Origin of the sequence: Pseudomonas syringae, assembly GCF_000737245.1 — a bacterium.
In the GTDB taxonomy this organism is placed as follows: domain Bacteria; phylum Pseudomonadota; class Gammaproteobacteria; order Pseudomonadales; family Pseudomonadaceae; genus Aquipseudomonas; species Aquipseudomonas syringae_J.
Map to the genome: position 1 here is coordinate 1 of NZ_JPQU01000031.1, position 18,635 is coordinate 18,635.

The 18,635-nt window shown below is 59.5% G+C and carries 16 protein-coding genes and 1 pseudogene; 7 read left to right on the forward strand and 10 right to left on the reverse strand.

Annotated elements, in window-relative coordinates; all coding sequences use genetic code 11:
- Together IV01_RS27455 and IV01_RS14610 are read left to right on the forward strand one after the other, a co-directional pair.
- Window positions 1–70 (forward strand): annotated as a pseudogene (locus tag IV01_RS27455) (threonine dehydratase); the annotation flags it as partial.
- A 180-nt stretch (window positions 71–250) separates the two neighbouring features.
- Window positions 251–679 carry a DUF2269 family protein gene (locus IV01_RS14610; protein WP_032628093.1) on the forward strand — a complete coding sequence of 143 codons (429 nt, stop codon included), beginning with the start codon at window positions 251–253 and terminating at the stop codon, window positions 677–679.
- Between the two features lie 214 nt (window positions 680–893).
- On the opposite strand, the gene IV01_RS14605 is transcribed toward IV01_RS14610, so the two are convergent.
- A complete protein-coding gene (locus tag IV01_RS14605; RefSeq protein WP_032628095.1) occupies window positions 894–1,550 on the reverse strand; it encodes an HAD family hydrolase in 657 nt (218 codons plus the stop codon).
- Between the two features lie 142 nt (window positions 1,551–1,692).
- Between IV01_RS14605 and IV01_RS14600 the strand changes: the two genes are divergently transcribed.
- Both IV01_RS14600 and ptsP read left to right on the forward strand, forming a co-directional pair.
- A complete protein-coding gene (locus IV01_RS14600; protein WP_032628192.1) occupies window positions 1,693–2,172 on the forward strand; it encodes an RNA pyrophosphohydrolase in 480 nt (159 codons plus the stop codon).
- A 21-nt stretch (window positions 2,173–2,193) separates the two neighbouring features.
- Window positions 2,194–4,473 (forward strand): phosphoenolpyruvate--protein phosphotransferase, encoded by a 2,280-nt coding sequence (gene ptsP / locus IV01_RS14595; RefSeq protein WP_032628096.1) that lies wholly within the window; start codon window positions 2,194–2,196, stop codon window positions 4,471–4,473.
- Between the two features lie 188 nt (window positions 4,474–4,661).
- On the opposite strand, the gene IV01_RS14590 is transcribed toward ptsP, so the two are convergent.
- Window positions 4,662–5,408 (reverse strand): NRDE family protein, encoded by a 747-nt coding sequence (locus IV01_RS14590; RefSeq protein ID WP_032628097.1) that lies wholly within the window; start codon window positions 5,406–5,408, stop codon window positions 4,662–4,664.
- Window positions 5,409–5,609: 201 nt separating this feature from the next.
- Here IV01_RS14590 and lgt point away from each other — a divergent pair, with 201 nt between their 5' ends.
- Together lgt and IV01_RS14580 are read left to right on the forward strand one after the other, a co-directional pair.
- Window positions 5,610–6,422, forward strand: a complete 813-nt coding sequence (gene lgt / locus IV01_RS14585) for a prolipoprotein diacylglyceryl transferase (RefSeq protein ID WP_032628098.1) — start codon at window positions 5,610–5,612, stop codon at window positions 6,420–6,422.
- A gap of 52 nt (window positions 6,423–6,474) precedes the next feature.
- Complete coding sequence (locus IV01_RS14580; RefSeq protein WP_032628100.1) at window positions 6,475–7,446, forward strand: thymidylate synthase; 972 nt, start codon at window positions 6,475–6,477, stop codon at window positions 7,444–7,446.
- 130 nt (window positions 7,447–7,576) lie between these two features.
- Here the strand turns inward: IV01_RS14580 and cadR are convergent, their stop codons facing one another.
- Window positions 7,577–8,023, reverse strand: a complete 447-nt coding sequence (gene cadR, locus IV01_RS14575; RefSeq protein WP_032628102.1) for a Cd(II)/Pb(II)-responsive transcriptional regulator — start codon at window positions 8,021–8,023, stop codon at window positions 7,577–7,579.
- 83 nt (window positions 8,024–8,106) lie between these two features.
- Between cadR and IV01_RS14570 the strand changes: the two genes are divergently transcribed.
- Window positions 8,107–10,368, forward strand: coding sequence for a heavy metal translocating P-type ATPase (locus tag IV01_RS14570; protein ID WP_032628103.1), 2,262 nt, complete (start codon window positions 8,107–8,109; stop codon window positions 10,366–10,368).
- A gap of 103 nt (window positions 10,369–10,471) precedes the next feature.
- Here IV01_RS14570 and hutG read toward each other — a convergent pair whose 3' ends face one another.
- The 7 genes from hutG to IV01_RS14540 all read right to left on the reverse strand — a co-directional run bounded on the left by hutG (window position 10,472) and on the right by IV01_RS14540 (window position 18,625).
- A complete protein-coding gene (gene hutG / locus IV01_RS14565; RefSeq protein WP_032628104.1) occupies window positions 10,472–11,275 on the reverse strand; it encodes an N-formylglutamate deformylase in 804 nt (267 codons plus the stop codon).
- 63 nt (window positions 11,276–11,338) lie between these two features.
- Window positions 11,339–12,544 (reverse strand): imidazolonepropionase, encoded by a 1,206-nt coding sequence (hutI, locus tag IV01_RS14560; protein WP_032628105.1) that lies wholly within the window; start codon window positions 12,542–12,544, stop codon window positions 11,339–11,341.
- A 14-nt stretch (window positions 12,545–12,558) separates the two neighbouring features.
- Window positions 12,559–13,959 carry an amino acid permease gene (locus IV01_RS14555; protein WP_032628107.1) on the reverse strand — a complete coding sequence of 467 codons (1,401 nt, stop codon included), beginning with the start codon at window positions 13,957–13,959 and terminating at the stop codon, window positions 12,559–12,561.
- A gap of 341 nt (window positions 13,960–14,300) precedes the next feature.
- Window positions 14,301–15,830 carry a histidine ammonia-lyase gene (hutH, locus tag IV01_RS14550; protein ID WP_032628108.1) on the reverse strand — a complete coding sequence of 510 codons (1,530 nt, stop codon included), beginning with the start codon at window positions 15,828–15,830 and terminating at the stop codon, window positions 14,301–14,303.
- 12 nt (window positions 15,831–15,842) lie between these two features.
- On the reverse strand, window positions 15,843–16,673 hold the full coding sequence (locus IV01_RS0124995; protein WP_032628194.1) for a quaternary amine ABC transporter ATP-binding protein: 831 nt from the start codon (window positions 16,671–16,673) through the stop codon (window positions 15,843–15,845).
- Entirely contained in the window at window positions 16,670–17,521 is an 852-nt protein-coding gene (locus tag IV01_RS14545; protein ID WP_032628109.1) for an ABC transporter permease, read from the reverse strand. Before IV01_RS14545 ends, IV01_RS0124995 begins: the two co-directional genes overlap by 4 nt.
- 135 nt (window positions 17,522–17,656) lie before the next feature.
- Complete coding sequence (locus IV01_RS14540; protein ID WP_032628110.1) at window positions 17,657–18,625, reverse strand: ABC transporter substrate-binding protein; 969 nt, start codon at window positions 18,623–18,625, stop codon at window positions 17,657–17,659.
- Window positions 18,626–18,635 lie beyond the last annotated feature (10 nt).

Below are 18,635 nucleotides of genomic sequence, written 5' to 3' on the forward strand. Positions count from 1 at the left end.
ACTGGCCGAGATTGGTTATCCGTATTGGGATGAGAGCGAGAATCCGGCTTATAAGCTGTTTCTAGGGTAAGCGCAAAAAGGGAGCTGGCGGAAACCCTGTGGGAGCGAGCTTGCTCGCGAAGACAATGTTCCTGCCATCCGAAATATATTTGGATGCCCGGCCTCTTCGCGAGCAAGCTCGCTCCCACAGGGGAATTTGTTGTCCCGGACATTATGTCCAACCGATTGGCACAACTGGAACCAACCGAAAATGGAACATTTCACCGCCCTTAAAATCTTGCACATTGTGGCGACTGTGCTGTTTTTAATCAGCGCACTCGGTTTGACGATTTGGCTGATCAAAGGCCGTCGCGCCGGTTTTACTGACAATCACTCCCGCCTGCTGCTGCGCCCACGGCTGTTTGCCTGGATTCTGATGGGCCTCTGTCTGCTGATCATGCCGATCAGTGGCTGGTGGCTGGCGCATATGGTGGGCTGGTCGCTGGGGCAGACCTGGGTGCTGGGCAGCAGCGTGCTCTACACTTTTGGCGCGCTGAGCTGGATCTGGCTGGTGGCGCGACTGAATCGGCTGCGAATCGAGCCGGGCAGGGGCGGTCTGAAATTTACCCTGGGGTTGGCGATAGTCTGCGTAGTGTGTTTTATCGCCATTGCCGGGTTGATGGGGGCCAAGCCGGTTTGAGCCCGGGCTTGCCTTGGAATGCGATCACCTGTGGGGGATTCTATATTGGTCTGCAAGCTGATGTGGACGACGTGGGACCGGCTTTAGCCGGGAAGAGGGTATTACATCCGCTGCATATTCATTGATTGGAATGCCGCCTTCCCGGCTAAAGCCGGTCCCACGTCGTCACTCTGCTCGCGGGCAAGTCGGATCGCCGCCTGCTCGCTCCAACAAACTATCCGCGCAGCGTGATTACCGGCCAACCTCGGCTTTCAGCTTCAGCGCGCAGCTTCGGATCCGGATCCACAGCCACCGGGTTGGCGACTTGTTCCAAGAGCGGCAGGTCGTTCAGCGAGTCGCTGTAGAAATAGCTGCCCTCCAGGCTGAGCTGATTCTCTTCCAGCCAACGATTGAGGCGCGTCACTTTGCCCTCGCGGAAACACGGCACGTCCGTGGTACGCCCGCTATAACGGCCGTCGATGATTTCACATTCAGTCGCCAGCAGCGTATCGATGCCCAGTTGCGCAACAATAGGCGCGGTCACGAAGCGGTTGGTCGCAGTGATCACCACCAGTCTGTCACCGGCTTCGCGGTGTTTTGCGATCAGCTCCAGTGCCTTGGGCAGCATGATGGGCTCGATGCAATCGCGCATGAAGTCGCGATGCCATTCATCGAGCTGCGCCATGGCTGTGCGGCCAAGAATCTCCAGGGTGAAGTTCAGGTAGGCCGTCAGGTCAAGGGTCCCGGCCAGGTAATCCTGATAGAACTCATCGTTGCGGGTTTTGTAGGTCGCGGTGTCAAGGATGCCGCGCTCGCACAGATAATCCCCCCACGCGTGATCGCTGTCGCCGCCCAGAAGGGTGTTGTCGAGGTCGAATAAAGCCAGACGCATGCGGTTACTCGCTGAAATGACTGAAAAAAGAGCACCAGAATACGAGGTTTTCACAACTCTTCACATAACCTGCTAAGGCTCGTTGCTGCTTTGAGCGGCTTTGTGGAACAATGCGGTGACATGCGTTTGCGAGGTTGTTGCCGTGATCGACCCCGATGGTTTCCGTCCTAATGTCGGGATAATTCTGACAAACGACTCCGGCCAAGTCCTATGGGCTCGGCGAATCAACCAAGATGCCTGGCAGTTTCCACAGGGTGGTATCAACCCGCAGGAGACGCCGGAAGACGCGCTTTATCGTGAATTGAACGAAGAAGTCGGGCTGGAACGTGAAGATGTGCAAATTCTTGCCTGTACTCGGGGCTGGTTGCGCTATCGTCTGCCGCAACGACTGGTCAGGACGCACAGCCAACCGCTGTGCATCGGCCAGAAGCAAAAATGGTTTCTCCTGCGCCTGGTCTCCAACGAGCAGCGGGTGCGGATGGATTTGACCGGGAAACCGGAGTTCGATGGCTGGCGCTGGGTCAGTTATTGGTATCCGCTGGGTCAGGTGGTGACATTCAAGCGCGAGGTGTATCGACGCGCACTCAAAGAGCTTGCCCCGCGCCTTTTATCGCGCGACTGACACGGAGTTCGACCCCGAGCCATGCTCAATACGCTGCGCAAGATCGTCCAGGAAGTTAACTCCGCCAAGGATCTCAAGGCGGCGTTGGGGATTATTGTGTTACGCGTCAAAGAGGCCATGGGCAGCCAAGTCTGCTCGGTCTATTTGCTCGATCCCGAAAGCAATCGCTTCGTGCTGATGGCAACCGAGGGCCTGAACAAGCGCTCTATCGGTAAAGTCAGCATGGCGCCGAACGAAGGCCTGGTGGGTCTGGTCGGCACCCGTGAAGAACCGCTGAACCTCGAAAACGCAGCCGATCACCCTCGTTATCGCTACTTTGCCGAAACCGGTGAAGAGCGCTACGCATCTTTCCTTGGCGCGCCGATCATCCACCACCGTCGTGTGGTGGGCGTGTTGGTGATCCAGCAAAAGGAGCGCCGTCAGTTTGATGAGGGCGAGGAAGCCTTCCTCGTCACCATGAGCGCGCAGCTCGCAGGCGTTATTGCCCACGCTGAAGCCACTGGCTCGATCCGCGGTCTGGGTCGTCAGGGCAAAGGTATTCAGGAAGCAAAATTCGTCGGCGTCGCTGGCTCTCCCGGTGCGGCGGTTGGCGTGGCGGTGGTCATGTTGCCGCCTGCCGATCTGGAAGTAGTCCCGGACAAAACCGTCAGTGATATCCAGGCTGAGCTGGCCTTGTTCCAGACCGCGCTGGAAGGTGTGCGCAGCGACATGCGCGCGTTGTCCGCCAAGCTCGCCAATCAGCTGCGCCCGGAAGAGCGCGCCTTGTTCGACGTTTACCTCATGATGCTCGACGATGCCTCGCTGGGCAGCGAAGTGACCAACGTCATCAAGACCGGCCAATGGGCGCAGGGTGCGTTGCGTTCGGTGGTCAACGAACACGTCAAACGTTTCGAATTGATGGACGACGATTACCTGCGCGAGCGGGCGTCGGACGTCAAGGATCTGGGTCGTCGCTTGCTGGCCTATCTGCAGGAAGCCCGGCAGCAGACTCTGGTTTATCCCGACAACACCATTCTGGTCAGTGAAGAGCTTTCCCCCGCCATGCTTGGCGAAGTGCCGGAAGGCAAGCTGGTCGGTCTGATTTCGGTACTCGGTTCCGGCAACTCCCACGTGGCTATTCTGGCGCGAGCCATGGGTATTCCGACGGTCATGGGCGTGGTCGATTTGCCGTATTCCAAAGTGGACGGCATCGAACTTATCGTCGACGGCTACCACGGCGAAGTCTTCACCAACCCCAGCGATGCCATGCGCAAGCAGTTCGCCACGGTGGTCGAAGAAGAACGTCAGTTGTCTCAGGGCCTGGACGCACTGCGCGAACTGCCTTGTGTGACGCTGGATGGGCATCGCATGCCATTGTGGGTCAACACTGGCCTGCTGGCTGACGTGGCTCGCGCCCAGCAGCGTGGCGCTGAAGGTGTAGGGCTGTATCGCACCGAAGTGCCGTTCATGATCCAGCAGCGCTTCCCCAGTGAAAAAGAGCAGTTGGCGATCTATCGCGAGCAGTTGGCCGCCTTCCATCCGCTGCCGGTCACCATGCGCAGCCTGGACATCGGCGGCGATAAAGCGCTGTCCTACTTCCCGATCAAGGAAGAAAATCCGTTTCTGGGCTGGCGCGGCATTCGCGTCACCCTCGATCACCCGGAAATCTTCCTGGTGCAGACCCGCGCGATGCTCAAGGCCAGTGAAGGCTTGAACAACCTGCGGATCCTGCTGCCGATGATTTCCAGCACCCACGAAGTGGAAGAGGCCCTGCACCTGATCCACCGCGCCTGGGGTGAAGTCCGCGACGAAGGCACCGACGTGCCGATGCCGCCGGTTGGGGTGATGATCGAAGTACCGGCGGCGGTTTATCAGACGCGTGATCTGGCGCGTCAGGTGGACTTCCTGTCGGTGGGCTCCAACGACTTGACCCAGTACCTGCTGGCGGTGGATCGCAATAACCCGCGGGTCGCCGATCTGTACGACTACCTGCACCCTGCGGTGCTGCAAGCCTTGCAGAACGTGGTGCGCGACGCTCATGCCGAAGGCAAACCGGTAAGCATCTGCGGCGAAATGGCCGGTGATCCTGCCGCTGCGGTGCTGTTGATGGCGATGGGCTTCGACAGCCTGTCGATGAACTCCACCAACCTGCCGAAAGTGAAGTGGATGCTGCGCCAGATCCACCTGAGCAAAGCCAAGGAAATACTCGCGCAACTGATGACCAACGATAACCCGCAAGTGATCAGCAGCTCCCTGCAGCTGGCGCTGAAAAACCTCGGGCTGTCGCGGATGATCAATCCAGGGTCGATCAAAGGGCATTGAGTTTTGTATCCCCTGTGGGAGCTTGCTCGCGAAGAGGCCGGGACATCCGAAGATATTTCTGGGGCAGGAATATTGCCTTCGCGAGCAAGCTCGCTCCCACAGGGATCTGGTAAGCCAAGTGGGCTACGGGGTTGCAGGCAAACATAAAGTCTCCCCACTGTTAGTCCGAATTTCAGGTTTAGTTGTATTTAAATCTGCAACTCCACCTCCCCCAATCTCCCGCCATACGGCCCAAAGCTGTGCTCGATGAACTGTCGGCTGCCATCGGCATTGACGATCAGCACGGTGCTGGCGCGGGTGCCGTAGTTCGGGCTGGCGATGAAAAGGCTCGACAACAGTGTCTCGGTTGCGAGGCTGACGCCGGTGTCGGGCAGTTCGGCCGTTGGCGCAATGTCCGGGTCACTGAGCAGTGCCAGGAGCGCCAGCGGGTCTGGAGTGTCCAGTTGCGTTTCGAGGGCCGCTTTGGCTTTTCTGACTTTCGGCCACGGCGTATCCAGCCCGGCGTTCGACAACCCGTAGACACCTTCACCCAGCAAGCGTGGCTCAGGACTGGCGCTGCTCAGGTAGTGCATTTGTTCACGGTTGCCCACCAATAGATTGAAGCCGCCGTACTCATCAGATCTTTGCCCGACCTCCGCCAGATAGCTTTCGATCGACATATCACCGGTCAAAAACTGCGCAACCAGTTCACCCCGGGAGCGATGGCCGAGCGGTAGAGCAGGATTGCGGATATTGGTCAGCGCCGCGAAGCGCCCGTCGGCATTGATGCCGAGCCAGGTGCCGCCCGCTTCAAGATCGCGTCCAGCATAGACCTGCGGCGCGTCGGCCCATTGCGCCAGGGGCTGGGTCGGGCGGGCATAGAACTCGTCACGATTGGCCGCCACGATCAGCGGTTGAGCATGGGCAGGGCGCCAGGCGAACACGATCAGACACATGCGGTACTCCTTTTTTCAGCCACTCTACCCATCACCGAAGCTGACTTCCATCGCACGCTGCTAGAGCCGGACGCCGCGCTCCGGTAGTATGCCGTTCTCATTTGCGGGCTCGCGCTGTGCTGCTGTTCAGCGTGGGTTTACGTTCTCTGCTTTAGTGTTCTGGTTCAGTGCTCGCAAGAGTTTCCCTTTTAAGGAGTCCCAATGCTGCCTTACCCGCAGATTGACCCGGTGGCGGTGGCTATCGGCCCGCTGCAAATTCACTGGTACGGTTTGATGTATCTGGTTGGCATCGGCGGCGCATGGCTGCTGGCCTCGCGCCGCCTGAACAGCTTTGATCCGACCTGGACCAAGGAAAAGCTCTCCGACATGATTTTCTGGCTGGCCATGGGCGTGATCGTCGGTGGGCGGCTGGGCTATGTGCTGTTCTACGATCTGCCGGCGTACATCGCCAACCCGTTGCTGATCTTCGAAGTCTGGAAGGGCGGCATGGCGTTCCATGGTGGGTTCGTCGGCGTAATGATTGCCGCCTGGTGGTTCGGTCGACGCAACGGCAAGTCGTTTTTCGAGCTGATGGATTTCATTGCGCCCATGGTGCCGATTGGCCTGGGTGCCGGTCGTATCGGCAACTTCATCAATGCCGAGCTGTGGGGCAAGCCGACCGATTTGCCGTGGGCGATGATCTTCCCGCCGTTCAGCGATCCGGCGCAATTGCCGCGTCATCCGTCCCAGCTGTATCAGTTCGCACTGGAAGGCGTTGCGCTGTTCGTGATTCTCTATCTGTTCTCGCGCAAGCCGCGCCCGACCATGGCCATTTCCGGCATGTTTGCGCTGTTTTACGGGATTTTCCGTTTCCTCGTCGAGTTCGTCCGCATGCCGGACGCGCAACTGGGCTATCTCGCGTGGGGTTGGGTCACCATGGGGCAGATCCTCAGCCTGCCGATGATCATCGCCGGTGCCGTGCTGATCTGGCTGGCCTACAACCGCTCCCCCGCCAGCAAGAACGCGGCGGTATAACACCGAAACGCCGGGCCAGCTTGCCCGGCGGATTCACCGATGCAGGTAATTTATGAAGCAATATCTGGAATTAGTCGCCCACGTCATCAAGAACGGAACCTTGCAGGCCAACCGCACCGGCGTGAAAACCATCAGTTTTCCCGGCGCCATGTTGCGCTACGACCTCAAGGAAGGCTTCCCGGCGATTACCACCCGGCGCATGGCTTTCAAATCCGCGATTGGCGAGATGGTCGGCTTCCTGCGTGGCGTGAACAATGCCGCCGAATTCCGCGAGCTGGGCTGCAAGGTCTGGGACCAGAACGCCAACGAAAACGCTCAATGGCTGGATAACCCGTTCCGCAAGGGCGAAGACGACCTGGGCGAAATCTACGGCGTGCAATGGCGCAAGTGGCCCGCCTACAAGCGCATCGACCTGAGCAACCCGAAAGCCATCGAACTGGCGATCAGCCAGGGCTATCAGCAGATTGCCCAGGCCGAAGAAGACGGTCAGGCCTACGTGGTGCTGTACAAGGCGATCGATCAGATTCGTCAGTGCGTCGACACCATCATCAAGGATCCGGGCAGCCGTCGTATCCTGTTCCACGGCTGGAATTGCGCACAACTGGATGAGATGGCGTTGCCGCCGTGCCATCTGCTGTATCAGTTCCACCCGAATCAGGAGACCAAAGAAATCTCCCTGACCTTGTACATCCGCTCGAATGATCTGGGCCTCGGCACCCCGTTCAACCTGACCGAAGGCGCTGCACTGCTGAGCCTGATCGGCCGCCTGACAGGCTACACGCCGCGCTGGTTCACGTATTTCATCGGTGATGCCCATGTCTACGAAAACCATCTGGACATGCTCAACGAACAGCTCAAGCGCGAGCCGTATCCGATGCCGAAGCTGGTGATATCCGACCGTGTGCCTGAATTCGCCAAGACCGGGGTGTATCAGCCTGAATGGCTGGAACAGATCGAACCTTCGGATTTCTCGCTGGAAGGTTATGAGCACCATCCGGCGATGACTGCGCCGATGGCGGTTTAGAGAATATCTGTTGGAGCTAGACGTGGGACCGGCTTTAGCCGGGAAGAGGCCGGTACATCCGACGCATCTGTGTCGTCTGAACCGCCGCTTTCCCGGCTAAAGCCGGTCCCACGTCAGTTTCTGCGGGCCCTCAATGCCCATGACTCCTGCCCACATGGGAATGCTCCACATCCGCGGTCACTACGCTGCCGCTGACTTCCAGTCGATCCAGAATCCCGCAATGATCCGGTGCGCCGTCGCTGCACCGCTGGCGCAAGTCCAGTAGCTGGGTCTGCAAGGCTTGCAGGCTGGTGATTCGGGCGTTGACGTGTTCGATATGCTCATCAATCAACGCATTGACGTTTTCGCACTGGTCTTGCGGGCTGTCGCGCAGGTTGAGCAGGCTGCGGATCTCGTCGAGTGTCATGTCCAGGCTGCGGCAATTGCGGATGAAGGTCAGGCGCTCGACATGCGCCTGGGTGTACAACCGATAGTTGCCATCGCTGCGCGCCGGGGCCGGGAGCAGACCCTCGCGCTCGTAATAACGGATGGTTTCCACCTGCGCATCGGTCAGTTTTGCCAGTTCGCCAATCTTCATGATCGCTATTCCTGTTTCAGTGCTTGACCCTATAGTGGCTACAGGGTGTTCACTTGGCAACAAGCACGTTATAGGACCGGACCATGAGCCAGTTGACCCCCGTTCACGGCAAGCACGACCACGCAGAACACGATCATTCAAAGCACGATCGCGGCGATAAAGCCCACGATCACGCTGCCCACGACCATAGCTGCTGCTCTTCAAAAGCCGCCCCTGCGGTAGTTTCGTTTACCGATGCGCCTGCATCTGGGGGCCAACTCAGTACTTTCCGCATCGAGCAGATGGATTGCCCTACAGAGCAAACCCTTATCCAGAACAAGCTGGGCAAGCTGGCGGGCGTGCACAAGCTTGAATTCAACTTGATCAATCGTGTCTTGGGCGTCTGGCATGAGCTGCCGTCCACCGAGCCGATTCGCGATGCCATTGCCTCGTTGGGCATGCAGGCCGAGCCGATTGAAGAGGGCGCTGACGCAGCACCGGCACCGGTGGTCAAGAAAGCCTGGTGGCCCCTGGCATTGTCGGGCGTCACGGCATTGGCTGCCGAGGTGATCCACTTCGGCGCGCTGGCACCGAATTGGGTGGTGGCCGTGGTGGCGCTGGTTTCCATCCTCAGTGGCGGCTTGGGCACTTACAAGAAAGGCTGGATCGCACTCAAGAACCTCAATCTGAACATCAATGCCTTGATGAGCATTGCGGTGACCGGCGCGGTGCTGATCGGGCAGTGGCCGGAAGCGGCGATGGTGATGTTTCTGTTTACCGTGGCCGAGTTGATCGAGGCCAAATCCCTGGACCGCGCCCGCAACGCCATCAGCGGCTTGATGCAGCTGACCCCCGAGCTGGCAACCGTGCAGCAGGCTGATGGTCAGTGGCTCGAAGTGGAAGCTAAAAGTATCGAGTTGGGCGCTATCGTCCGGGTAAAGCCGGGTGAGCGAGTTGCGCTGGACGGTGAGGTGGTCTCGGGGAACTCGACCATCGACCAGGCACCGATTACCGGCGAAAGCCTGCCCGTGGAAAAAACCATCGGTGACAAGGTGTTTGCCGGGACCATCAACCAGGCCGGTGCGCTTGAATATCGCGTGAGCGCCGCTGCCAACAACTCCACTCTGGCGCGAATCATTCACGCCGTGGAAGCAGCCCAAGGCTCACGGGCGCCGACCCAGCGCTTCGTTGACAGCTTCTCGCGTATCTACACCCCGGCTGTATTTCTCTTCGCGCTGGGTGTCGCGATCATCCCGCCGCTGTTCATGGGCGCGGTCTGGTTCGACTGGATCTATCGCGCCTTGGTGCTGTTGGTCGTTGCGTGTCCGTGTGCGTTGGTGATTTCCACGCCGGTGACGATCGTTAGCGGCCTGGCTGCGGCAGCGCGCAAAGGCATTTTGATCAAGGGCGGCGTGTACCTGGAAATGGGCCACAAGCTGGATTACCTGGCCTTGGACAAAACCGGCACGATCACCCACGGCAAACCGATGCAGACCGACTTTGTATTGCTTGAGCCCATGGCGGCGGAGCTGGCACCGCGTGTGGCGGCAAGCCTGGCGGGTCGCTCGGATCATCCAGTTTCCCAGGCAATTGCCAAGGCGGCCGCGCAGGATATGCAGGCCCATCAAGTCGCCGCCTTCGAAGCGCTGGCAGGGCGCGGTGTGCGCGGCGAGATCAATGGCGAGCTTTATCATCTGGGCAACCATCGTCTGGTTGAAGAGCTTGGCCTGTGTTCACCCCAGCTTGAGGCGCAGCTCGATGCGCTGGAGCAGCAGGGCAAGAGCGTCGTGCTGTTACTGGATCGTTCCGGCCCGCTGGCGTTATTTGCCGTGGCTGACACGGTGAAAGACAGCAGCCGCGAAGCGATTCAGCAGCTGCATGAGCTGGGTGTCAAAACCCTGATGCTCACCGGTGACAACCCGCATACGGCCAAGGCCATTGCCGCGCAGGTCGGTATTGACTCGGCTCAGGGCAACCTGATGCCGACGGACAAGCTGGAGGCAATCGAAGCGTTGTACGCCAAAGGTCATCGGGTCGGGATGGTTGGTGACGGTATCAACGATGCGCCCGCACTGGCGCGTTCGGAGATCGGTTTCGCCATGGCTGCTGCCGGTACGGATACCGCCATCGAAACTGCTGATGTCGCGCTGATGGACGACGATTTGCGCAAAATCCCTGCGTTTATTCGCCTGTCACGGCGCACATCGACCGTGCTCAAGCAGAACATTTACCTGGCGCTGGTGATTAAGGCGATCTTCCTGGTGATGACCTTTACCGGCATGGCGACCATGTGGATGGCGGTGTTCGCCGACATGGGCGTGAGTTTGCTGGTGGTGTTCAACGGGTTGCGGTTGCTTAAAAAATAACCCAGATCTGTTGGAGCGAGGCTTGCCCGCGAACGTATCGCCTCGGTGGGGCAGATACACCGTATTATCGTTCTTCGCGGGCAAGCCTCGCTCCAACAGAAAATCAGCGGCCGTACTTAGCCTTGCCCCAACTAATCATCCCCTCGACCAACGCCCTCAACACCACCCGCGTCGGTTCAGCCAAGTCCGGGCGGTAGTGGAATGGCACGAACTCATCCATGTAGGTAGCTTGCACCAGCTCCAGTTGCACGGCATGGATGTTGTTGGCCGGGTCGCCGTAGTGGCGGGTGATGTGGCCGCCTTTGAAGCGCCCGTTGAGCACGTGGCTGTAGTCAGTGGCGGCGGCACACGTGGCTTCCAGGCCTGTGGCCAGTTCTTCAGCACAGCTGGCGCCGTTGAAGGTGCCGAGGTTGAAGTCCGGCAAAAGCCCGTCGAACAGGTGCGGGATATGGCCGCGTATCGAGTGGGCATCGAACAGCAGCGCATAGCCGAATTCGTCTCTGAGCCGTCCCAGTTCTTGTTCCAGAGTCTGGTGGTACGGCTTCCAGATCTGTTCCAGATAGGTCGCCCGTTCTTCGGCACTCGGTGCCTGGCCATCCTTGAACAGCGGCACGCCGTCGAACAGGATCGACGGGAATAGCCCCGTTGTTGCACCGGCGTACAGCGGCTTGTCGTCTGATGGGCGATTGAGGTCGATCACGAAGCGCGAATACTCGGCTGCCAGAGTACTTGCGCCCAGTTCAGCGGCGAAATCGTAGAGCTGGGGAATGTGCCAGTCGGTATCCGGCAGGCTCAGGGCGTCGTCCACCAGACCCGCCTCGACCGCGGGTGTCAGGCGCAGACCCGCATGAGGCATGCTGATCAGTAGCGGCACCCGGCCGCGAGAAAATTTCAGAACGTTGTCCATGAATCTCTCCTATCAATAACCCACAACGGCTGTGTTGAAGTGCAATCCCCTGTGGGAGTCGTGTCAAATCACCGACTCAACCCCATGCCGAACGACACGCTTGTCCAGATCACCCCCCAGCCAATAGGCCAGGTCTGCAGGCCGTTCGATGTCCCAGGCCACGAAGTCAGCGAATTTGCCCACCTCCAGCGAACCATGTGTTTCACCCATCCCCAGAGCTTTGGCGGCATTGATCGTGACGCCGGCCAAGGCTTCTTCAGGTGTCATGCGGAACAAGGTGCAGGCCATGTTCAGCATCAAACGCAACGACAGCGCAGGCGATGTGCCGGGGTTGAGGTCGCTGGCGATGGCGATATCCACGCCGTGTTCGCGCAGCGCGTCCATAGGCGGCAACTGGGTTTCCCGCAGGAAGTAATAAGCACCCGGCAGCAACACGGCCACCGTTCCGGCTGCACCCATGGCGATGGCGTCCGCTTCAGTCATGAACTCCAGATGATCCGCCGACAGCGCCTTATAGCGTGCCGCCAGACTCGAACCGGCCAGTGAGGACAGCTGTTCGGCATGCAGCTTCACCGGCAAGCCCAATTGGCCAGCGGTGATAAAGACCTGTTCAACCTGCGCCGGGGAAAATGCCAGATACTCGCAAAACGCATCCACTGCGTCGACCAGGCCTTCCTCGGCCAGGGCAGGCAACATCTCGCTGCAGATGTGATTGATGTAATCGTCGGCGCGGTCAGCGTATTCGGGTGGCAAGGCGTGGGCGGCCAGACAGGTGCTGCGTACGGTCACCGGCAGCGTATTGCCGAGACGGCGGATAACCCGCAACAACTTGCGCTCGCTGGCCAGATCCAGACCGTAACCGGACTTCATCTCCACCGTGGTCACGCCGTCCTTGAGCAGATGCCGCAAGCGGCGTTCGGCACTGGCGTACAACTCATCTTCGCTGGCAGCGCGGGTGGCGCGCACGGTACTGGCGATGCCGCCGCCTGCCGCTGCTATTTCGGCGTAGCTGACACCTTGCAGACGCTGCTCGAATTCACCGCTGCGGTTGCCGCCGAACACGGTATGGGTGTGGCAATCGATCAGGCCCGGCGTGACCCACGCGCCATTGAGGTCGATGACGCTGTCATAGCTTGATTCGGGTTGGTCGGCCTGCGGCCCGATCCATTCAATCAACGCTCCGCAGGTCACGATGGCGGCGTGCTCGATGATCGAGTATTGACCTCGCGCCATGCTCGCGACGTGACAGTGTTTCCAGAGCGTTTTCATTTCCAGTCTCCGCGTTACCGATGAGTGATGGAGGGACTACCGGGACGTTTTGGCGTGCTCGATTTGACCCATAAAGAGTAGGCGGCGACTAGCAGCACCACCCAGACCCCGCCGACGATCAACGCCATGCGGTTGTCCGGGAAGTAGCCCAGCACGCCGAAGATAAACAACATGAACACGATGGCGGCCGCAGGCGCGTAAGGCCAGAACGGTACCGGGAATTTCAGCTGTGCAGCTTCTTCGCGGCTCATGGCGCGGCGCATGGCGACTTGCGTCAGCAGGATCATCAACCAGACCCAGACCGTGGCGAAGGTCGCGATGGACGCAATCAACAGGAACACGTTTTCCGGGATTTTGTAGTTCAGCCATACGCCGCCCAGCAGCGCGACGCCCATCACCAGCACGGTCATCCACGGCACGCCCTGTTCGGACAGGCGGGAGAAGGCTGCAGGTGCCTGACCCTGTTGCGCTAGGCCGTACATGATGCGGCCTGCGCCGAACACGTCACTGTTGATTGCCGAAACCGCGGCGGAAATCACCACCACATTGAGCAGCGCAGCCGCCCACGGAAAGCCGAGACTGGCGAAAATCTGCACGAACGGGCTGTTTTCCTTGCTGATCTGCGTCCAGGGGAACAGGGCCATGAGCACGAACAGAGTCAGCACGTAGAACAGCAGTATCCGCAGCGGCACTGAGTTGATCGCGCGGGGGATGGTCTGCTGCGGGTCCTTGGCTTCACCCGCCGTGATACCGATGATCTCGATGCCGCCGAAGGCAAACATCACCACCGCGAAGCAGGCGATCAGGCCGCCGATGCCGTTGGGCAGGAAGCCGCCATGCGTCCACAGATTGCTGATCCCGGAGACTGACTCGCCGTCGGCCGACAGGTTGACGCCAAACAGCAACAGGCCGAGCCCGGCGACGATCATGGCGACGATGGCGCTGACTTTCAGTAGTGAGAGCCAGAATTCGGTTTCGCCGAAAACTTTGACGTTGCACAGGTTCAGCGCGCCGATCAGGAACACGATGCCCAAGACCCAGATCCAGCGCGGCACGTCCGGAAACCAGAAGCCCATATAGATGCCGAACGCGGTCACGTCGGCGATGCAGACAATGATCATTTCAAACGCATAGGTCCAGCCCAGTACAAAGCCCGCCATGGGGCCCAGGTAAGTGCTGGCGTATTCGCCGAACGAACCGGAAACCGGGTTGTGCACGGCCATTTCACCCAAAGCGCGCATGACCATGAACACCGCCGCGCCGCCGATCAGGTAGGCGAGCAACACTGCCGGGCCTGCCATCTGAATCGCCGAAGCCGATCCATAGAACAAGCCGGTGCCGATGGCCGAACCCAGGGCCATGAAGCGAATATGACGAGCCGAAAGCCCGCGTTTCAAACCTTGCTGTGACGTCATTTCAATCCAATCCGGTTTCTTTCCAGCGAACTGCCAGTTACTCAGGGCGCGAAGGATACCTGCTGGTTGGGGTCGACCAAATCCATCTGTGATCGGGTGTCGCCTGGCTGACATCCAGTGTCATGGATGTCTATACGTTTCGTTTAGCTGGACCAGACCCGTGGGAGCGAGCTTGCTCGCGAAGAGGGCGGTACATCCAGAGCATATGTGTCGTCTGTAACAATGCCTTCGCGAGCAAGCTCGCTCCCACATGGCCCCGCGTATCCCGGATACACCGCGCCATCGTTCTTCGCGGGCAAGCCTCGCTCCCACATATGACCGCGTATTCCTGATATGCCGCTTCATCGTTCATTGCGGGCACTCATCACCTTTGCCAACATCTCCTCACTCCTGAGCACCTTCGCGCTGCTGGCAATATCCGGTGCCAGCCAACGGTCTACGTCGTAAGGCGGGACGGTTTCGCGTAGCAGTCGCCAGGCCGCATCGGTGCCGACCCCAAACCGCTGGCTCTTCAGAAATTCAAACGCCTGGGCCGCGAGCAGGTATTCGATGGCCAGAATCTGCGTGGTGTTATCCAGCACCTTGTGCAGCTTCAGCGCCGCGTTGGTGCCCATGCTCAGGTGGTCTTCCTGCAACCCCGACGTCACGAAGTTATCGGTGACGGCCGGTTGCGCCAACTGACGGTTTTCCGCACAGAGCGATGCCGCCACGTACTGCACAATCATCATTCCCGAGTTGACGCCCGGCTGAGCGACCAGAAACGCCGGCAAGTTACTGATGGTCGGGTTGATCAGCCGGTCCAGACGGCGTTCGGCAATCGAGCCCAACTCCGCCACCGCAATGGCCAGCAAATCAGCCGCCATGGCCACCGATTGCCCATGAGGGTTGGCTTGGGACACCACGCGATAAGCCTCGGGTGTGCCCAGCAGCAGCGGATTGTCCGTGGCCGAGTTCAGCTCGATTTCGATTTGTCGGGTGGCATGCACCCACTGATCGCGGGTCGCGCCGTGAACTTGCGGGATCGAACGGACACTGAGCGCATCCTGAGTGCGGATGCCGTGGCTGTTGATCACCATCTCGCTGCCCTCCAGCAGGGCGCGCAGGTTTTTGCCGACGATCTGCATGCCAGGATGAGGCTTGAGGGCAATGATCTCGGCATCAAAGGCGTTGATCTGGCCGCCCAGCGCTTCAAAACTCATGGCACCGATGACGTCTGCCCATTGGGTCAGACGCTGCGCATCGGCGACAGCCAGGCAGCTCAAACCGGTCATGCACGGCGTTCCGTTGACCAGACACAGCCCGTCTTTTGCGCCCAATACCACCGGGCTCAAGCCTTCAGCCTCCAGTGCTTGCTGCGCCGGCATGATCTGGCCGCGATAGCTGACGTTGCCAACGCCCAGCAAGGCGATGCCGATGTGCGCCATGTGGGTCAGATAACCCACCGAGCCCTGCGACGGGACTTGCGGTGTGATCTGCCGATTGAGCAAAGCCAGCAGAGCCTCGACCACTTGCCGATGCAGCCCGGATTTACCCTGGCTGTAATTGATGATCGCCGCACAGATGATCGCCCGGGTCTGCTCGTCGGGTAGCGCAACACCGACGCCACACGCGTGGCTGAGCAAAGTGTTGCGCGACAGCTGGCTCAGTTGCTCCCCTTCGAGTGAGACATTGCACAGCGCGCCGAGGCCGGTGTTGATGCCATACGCCCGCTCGCCGCTGGCAATGATGCGCTCGACGATGGCCTGGGCGTTGTCGATCCGTGCCCAGGCATTCGCCGATAGCACCAGTGGCGCACCCTGGCGAGCCACTGCGACCACCTCTTGCCAACGGACCGGACTTTCACCAATCACCACTTGTTCGACGGGGGGCATCTGCACGCTTCCTTACACAGTGACTGCGCGCCGCTGCACGAAACGATCAACGTATTCGTCGGCAGGGGAGTAGAGGATTTCTTTAGGGGTGCCGACCTGAATCAACCGACCGTCCTTGAGAATCGCAATGCGATTGCCGATACGCACGGCTTCGTCCAGATCGTGGGTGATAAATACGATTGTTTTCTTCAGGTTGCTTTGCAGCTCCAACAACTGATCCTGCATTTCGGCGCGGATCAGGGGGTCAAGTGCGCTAAAAGCCTCGTCCATCAGGATGATGTCCGTATCCGCCGCCAGTGCCCGAGCCAGGCCGACCCGTTGACGCATGCCACCGGAAAGCTGATGCGGATATTTGTTTTCGTAACCTTGCAGGCCCACGGTGCTGATCCAGTGTTGGGCACGTTCGATGCAATACTCTTTGCTCTCGCCGCGCACCTTCAGGCCATAGGCGACGTTGTCCTGCACGGTTTTATGCGGCAACAGCCCGAAGCTCTGGAACACCATGCTGATCTTCTTGCGGCGGAATTGGCGCAGAGCTTCCATGTCGTATTGCAGGATGTCTTCGCCATCCACCAGGATTTCGCCGCTGGTGGGGTCGATCAGCCGATTGAAGTGGCGCACCAGCGTGGATTTGCCTGAACCGGAGAGGCCCATGATCACGAAGATTTCGCCGCTGCCGATGGACAGCGACAAGTCGTTCACGCCCACCACACAGCCGGTTTTTGCCAGCACCTCGTCCTTGCTCTGGTTGTCCCTGACCATCGCCAGCGCGTCCTTATAGCGGTTGCCGAAAATCTTGTACACGTTGCGGACCACGATTTTGTCGGGCTCTGGAGTGCTCATTTGTTGGCCTCATGTCGTGGTCGGCCGTAGGCCTGGGTGATGCGGTCGATAACCACTGCAAGAATCACAATCGCCAGCCCTGCTTCCAGGCCGCGCCCGACGTTGAGGGTCTGGATACCGACCAGCACGTCTTCGCCCAGGCCACGAGCGCCGATCATCGAGGCGATCACCACCATCGACAGGGCCATCATCGTGGTCTGGTTGATCCCGGCCATGATGCTTGGCAAGGCCAGGGGTAACTGCACGCCGAACAGTTGCTGCCAGCGGTTGGCACCGAAGGCGTTGATCGCCTCCATGACTTCGCCATCCACCTGGCGGATGCCCAGGTCGGTCAGGCGAATCAGCGGCGGCGCGGCGTAGATCACGGTGGCGAAAATCGCCGGGACCTTGCCCAAGCCGAACAGCATCAGTACCGGAATCAGGTAAACGAAGCTGGGCATGGTCTGCATGATGTCCAGCAACGGCATCAGTACCGATCGCAGGCGATTGCTGCGCGCCGAGAGGATGCCCAGCGGAATGCCGATGATCACCGAGATCATCGTCGCCACCAGCATCAGCGCCAGGGTCTGCATCAGCTTGTCCCACAGCCCTACCGCGCCCACCAGAAACAGCAGGCCGACGATGACCGCTGTGGTCGTCAGCTTGCGCGTCGCATGCCAGGCAATACCGCCGACAATCGCCAGCATCAACCACCACGGGGCCATGCGCAGCAGGCCTTCCAGATTCACGATGGCCCACAGCAGCGTGTCGGAGATCTGCCGGAACACATCGCCATAATTAGTCACCAGCGCATCAACCCAGTCGTTGACCAGATTGGCGATGGAGAATGTGAAGCTTTCGGGGAACATAAGGTGCTCTCGTTTTTATTTGTTGGAGCGAGGCTTGCCCGCGAAGAGGCCAGTACAGTCGACGAATGATTGTTCAGATACAACGCCTTCGCGGGCAAGCCTCGCTCCAACAGGTCCGTGTTGGCCGCGTTTTACCTACAGCGAAGCATCCACCTTTTTCGCCGCCTCTTCAGTCACCCAGGCGTGCCAGACTTCGGGGTGTTCCTTGAGGAAGATCTTCGCCAGCTTCGGTGATTCGATACGGTCCTTGGTCATGCGCGCCAGGTTCTCGTTCAGCAGGTCAATCGGGATGTTGACCTTCTCCATGACCGACACCAGTTCCGGTGCCTGTTCGTGGAAGACCTTGGACAACCCGACCTTGATGTCGATGCTCTTGTTCACGCCCGGTTTCTCTTCCAGACGCACCAGATCCACCTGGCCCATCAGCGGGGTCGGCGACCAGTAGTAAGTCAGGATTGGCTCACCCCGTTTGTAGCTCGACAGAATAGCGGCATCCAGCGCTGGGCCGGTGCCTGGGCGGAAGTTGGTGTACTTGCTTTCCAGGTCGTAGCTTTTGAGCATTTCGCTGTTTTCCAGCTCACAGGTCCAGCCGGCCGGGCAGTTGTAGAAACGGCCCTTGGCTGGCTCTTCGGCGTCTTTGAACAGTGCAGAGTATTTAGCCAGATCACTGATGGATTTCAGGTCAGGAGCCTTGGCTTCCAGCTTGCGCTTGGCGTCGCCTTCGATCACGTAGCGCGGCACGTACCAGCCTTCAACCGCGCCTTTGACCGGGCTGCCAACGCCGACCACTTTCCCGGCTTTTTCAGCCTTGTTCCACACTTCACTGCGGCCGACCCATTCTTCGGCGAACACTTGAATATCATTGCTGCTCAGGGCGTTTTCCATGGTGATGGAGTTGCCTGGCAGGCTGTCGACTTCACAGCCATACCCTTTGTTCAGGACCACTTGCAGCACGTCAGTCAGCAGCATGGCGCTTTCCCAGTTCAGGCCGGCGAACTTCACCGGCTTGCCGGATTCGCACCAACCCGCCGCCTGGCTGGCGCCCGCGCCGGTGAGCAGACCCACGGAAATCAACGTGGACAACAGTGCCTTCTTGGTTTTCATTGTGTGACGC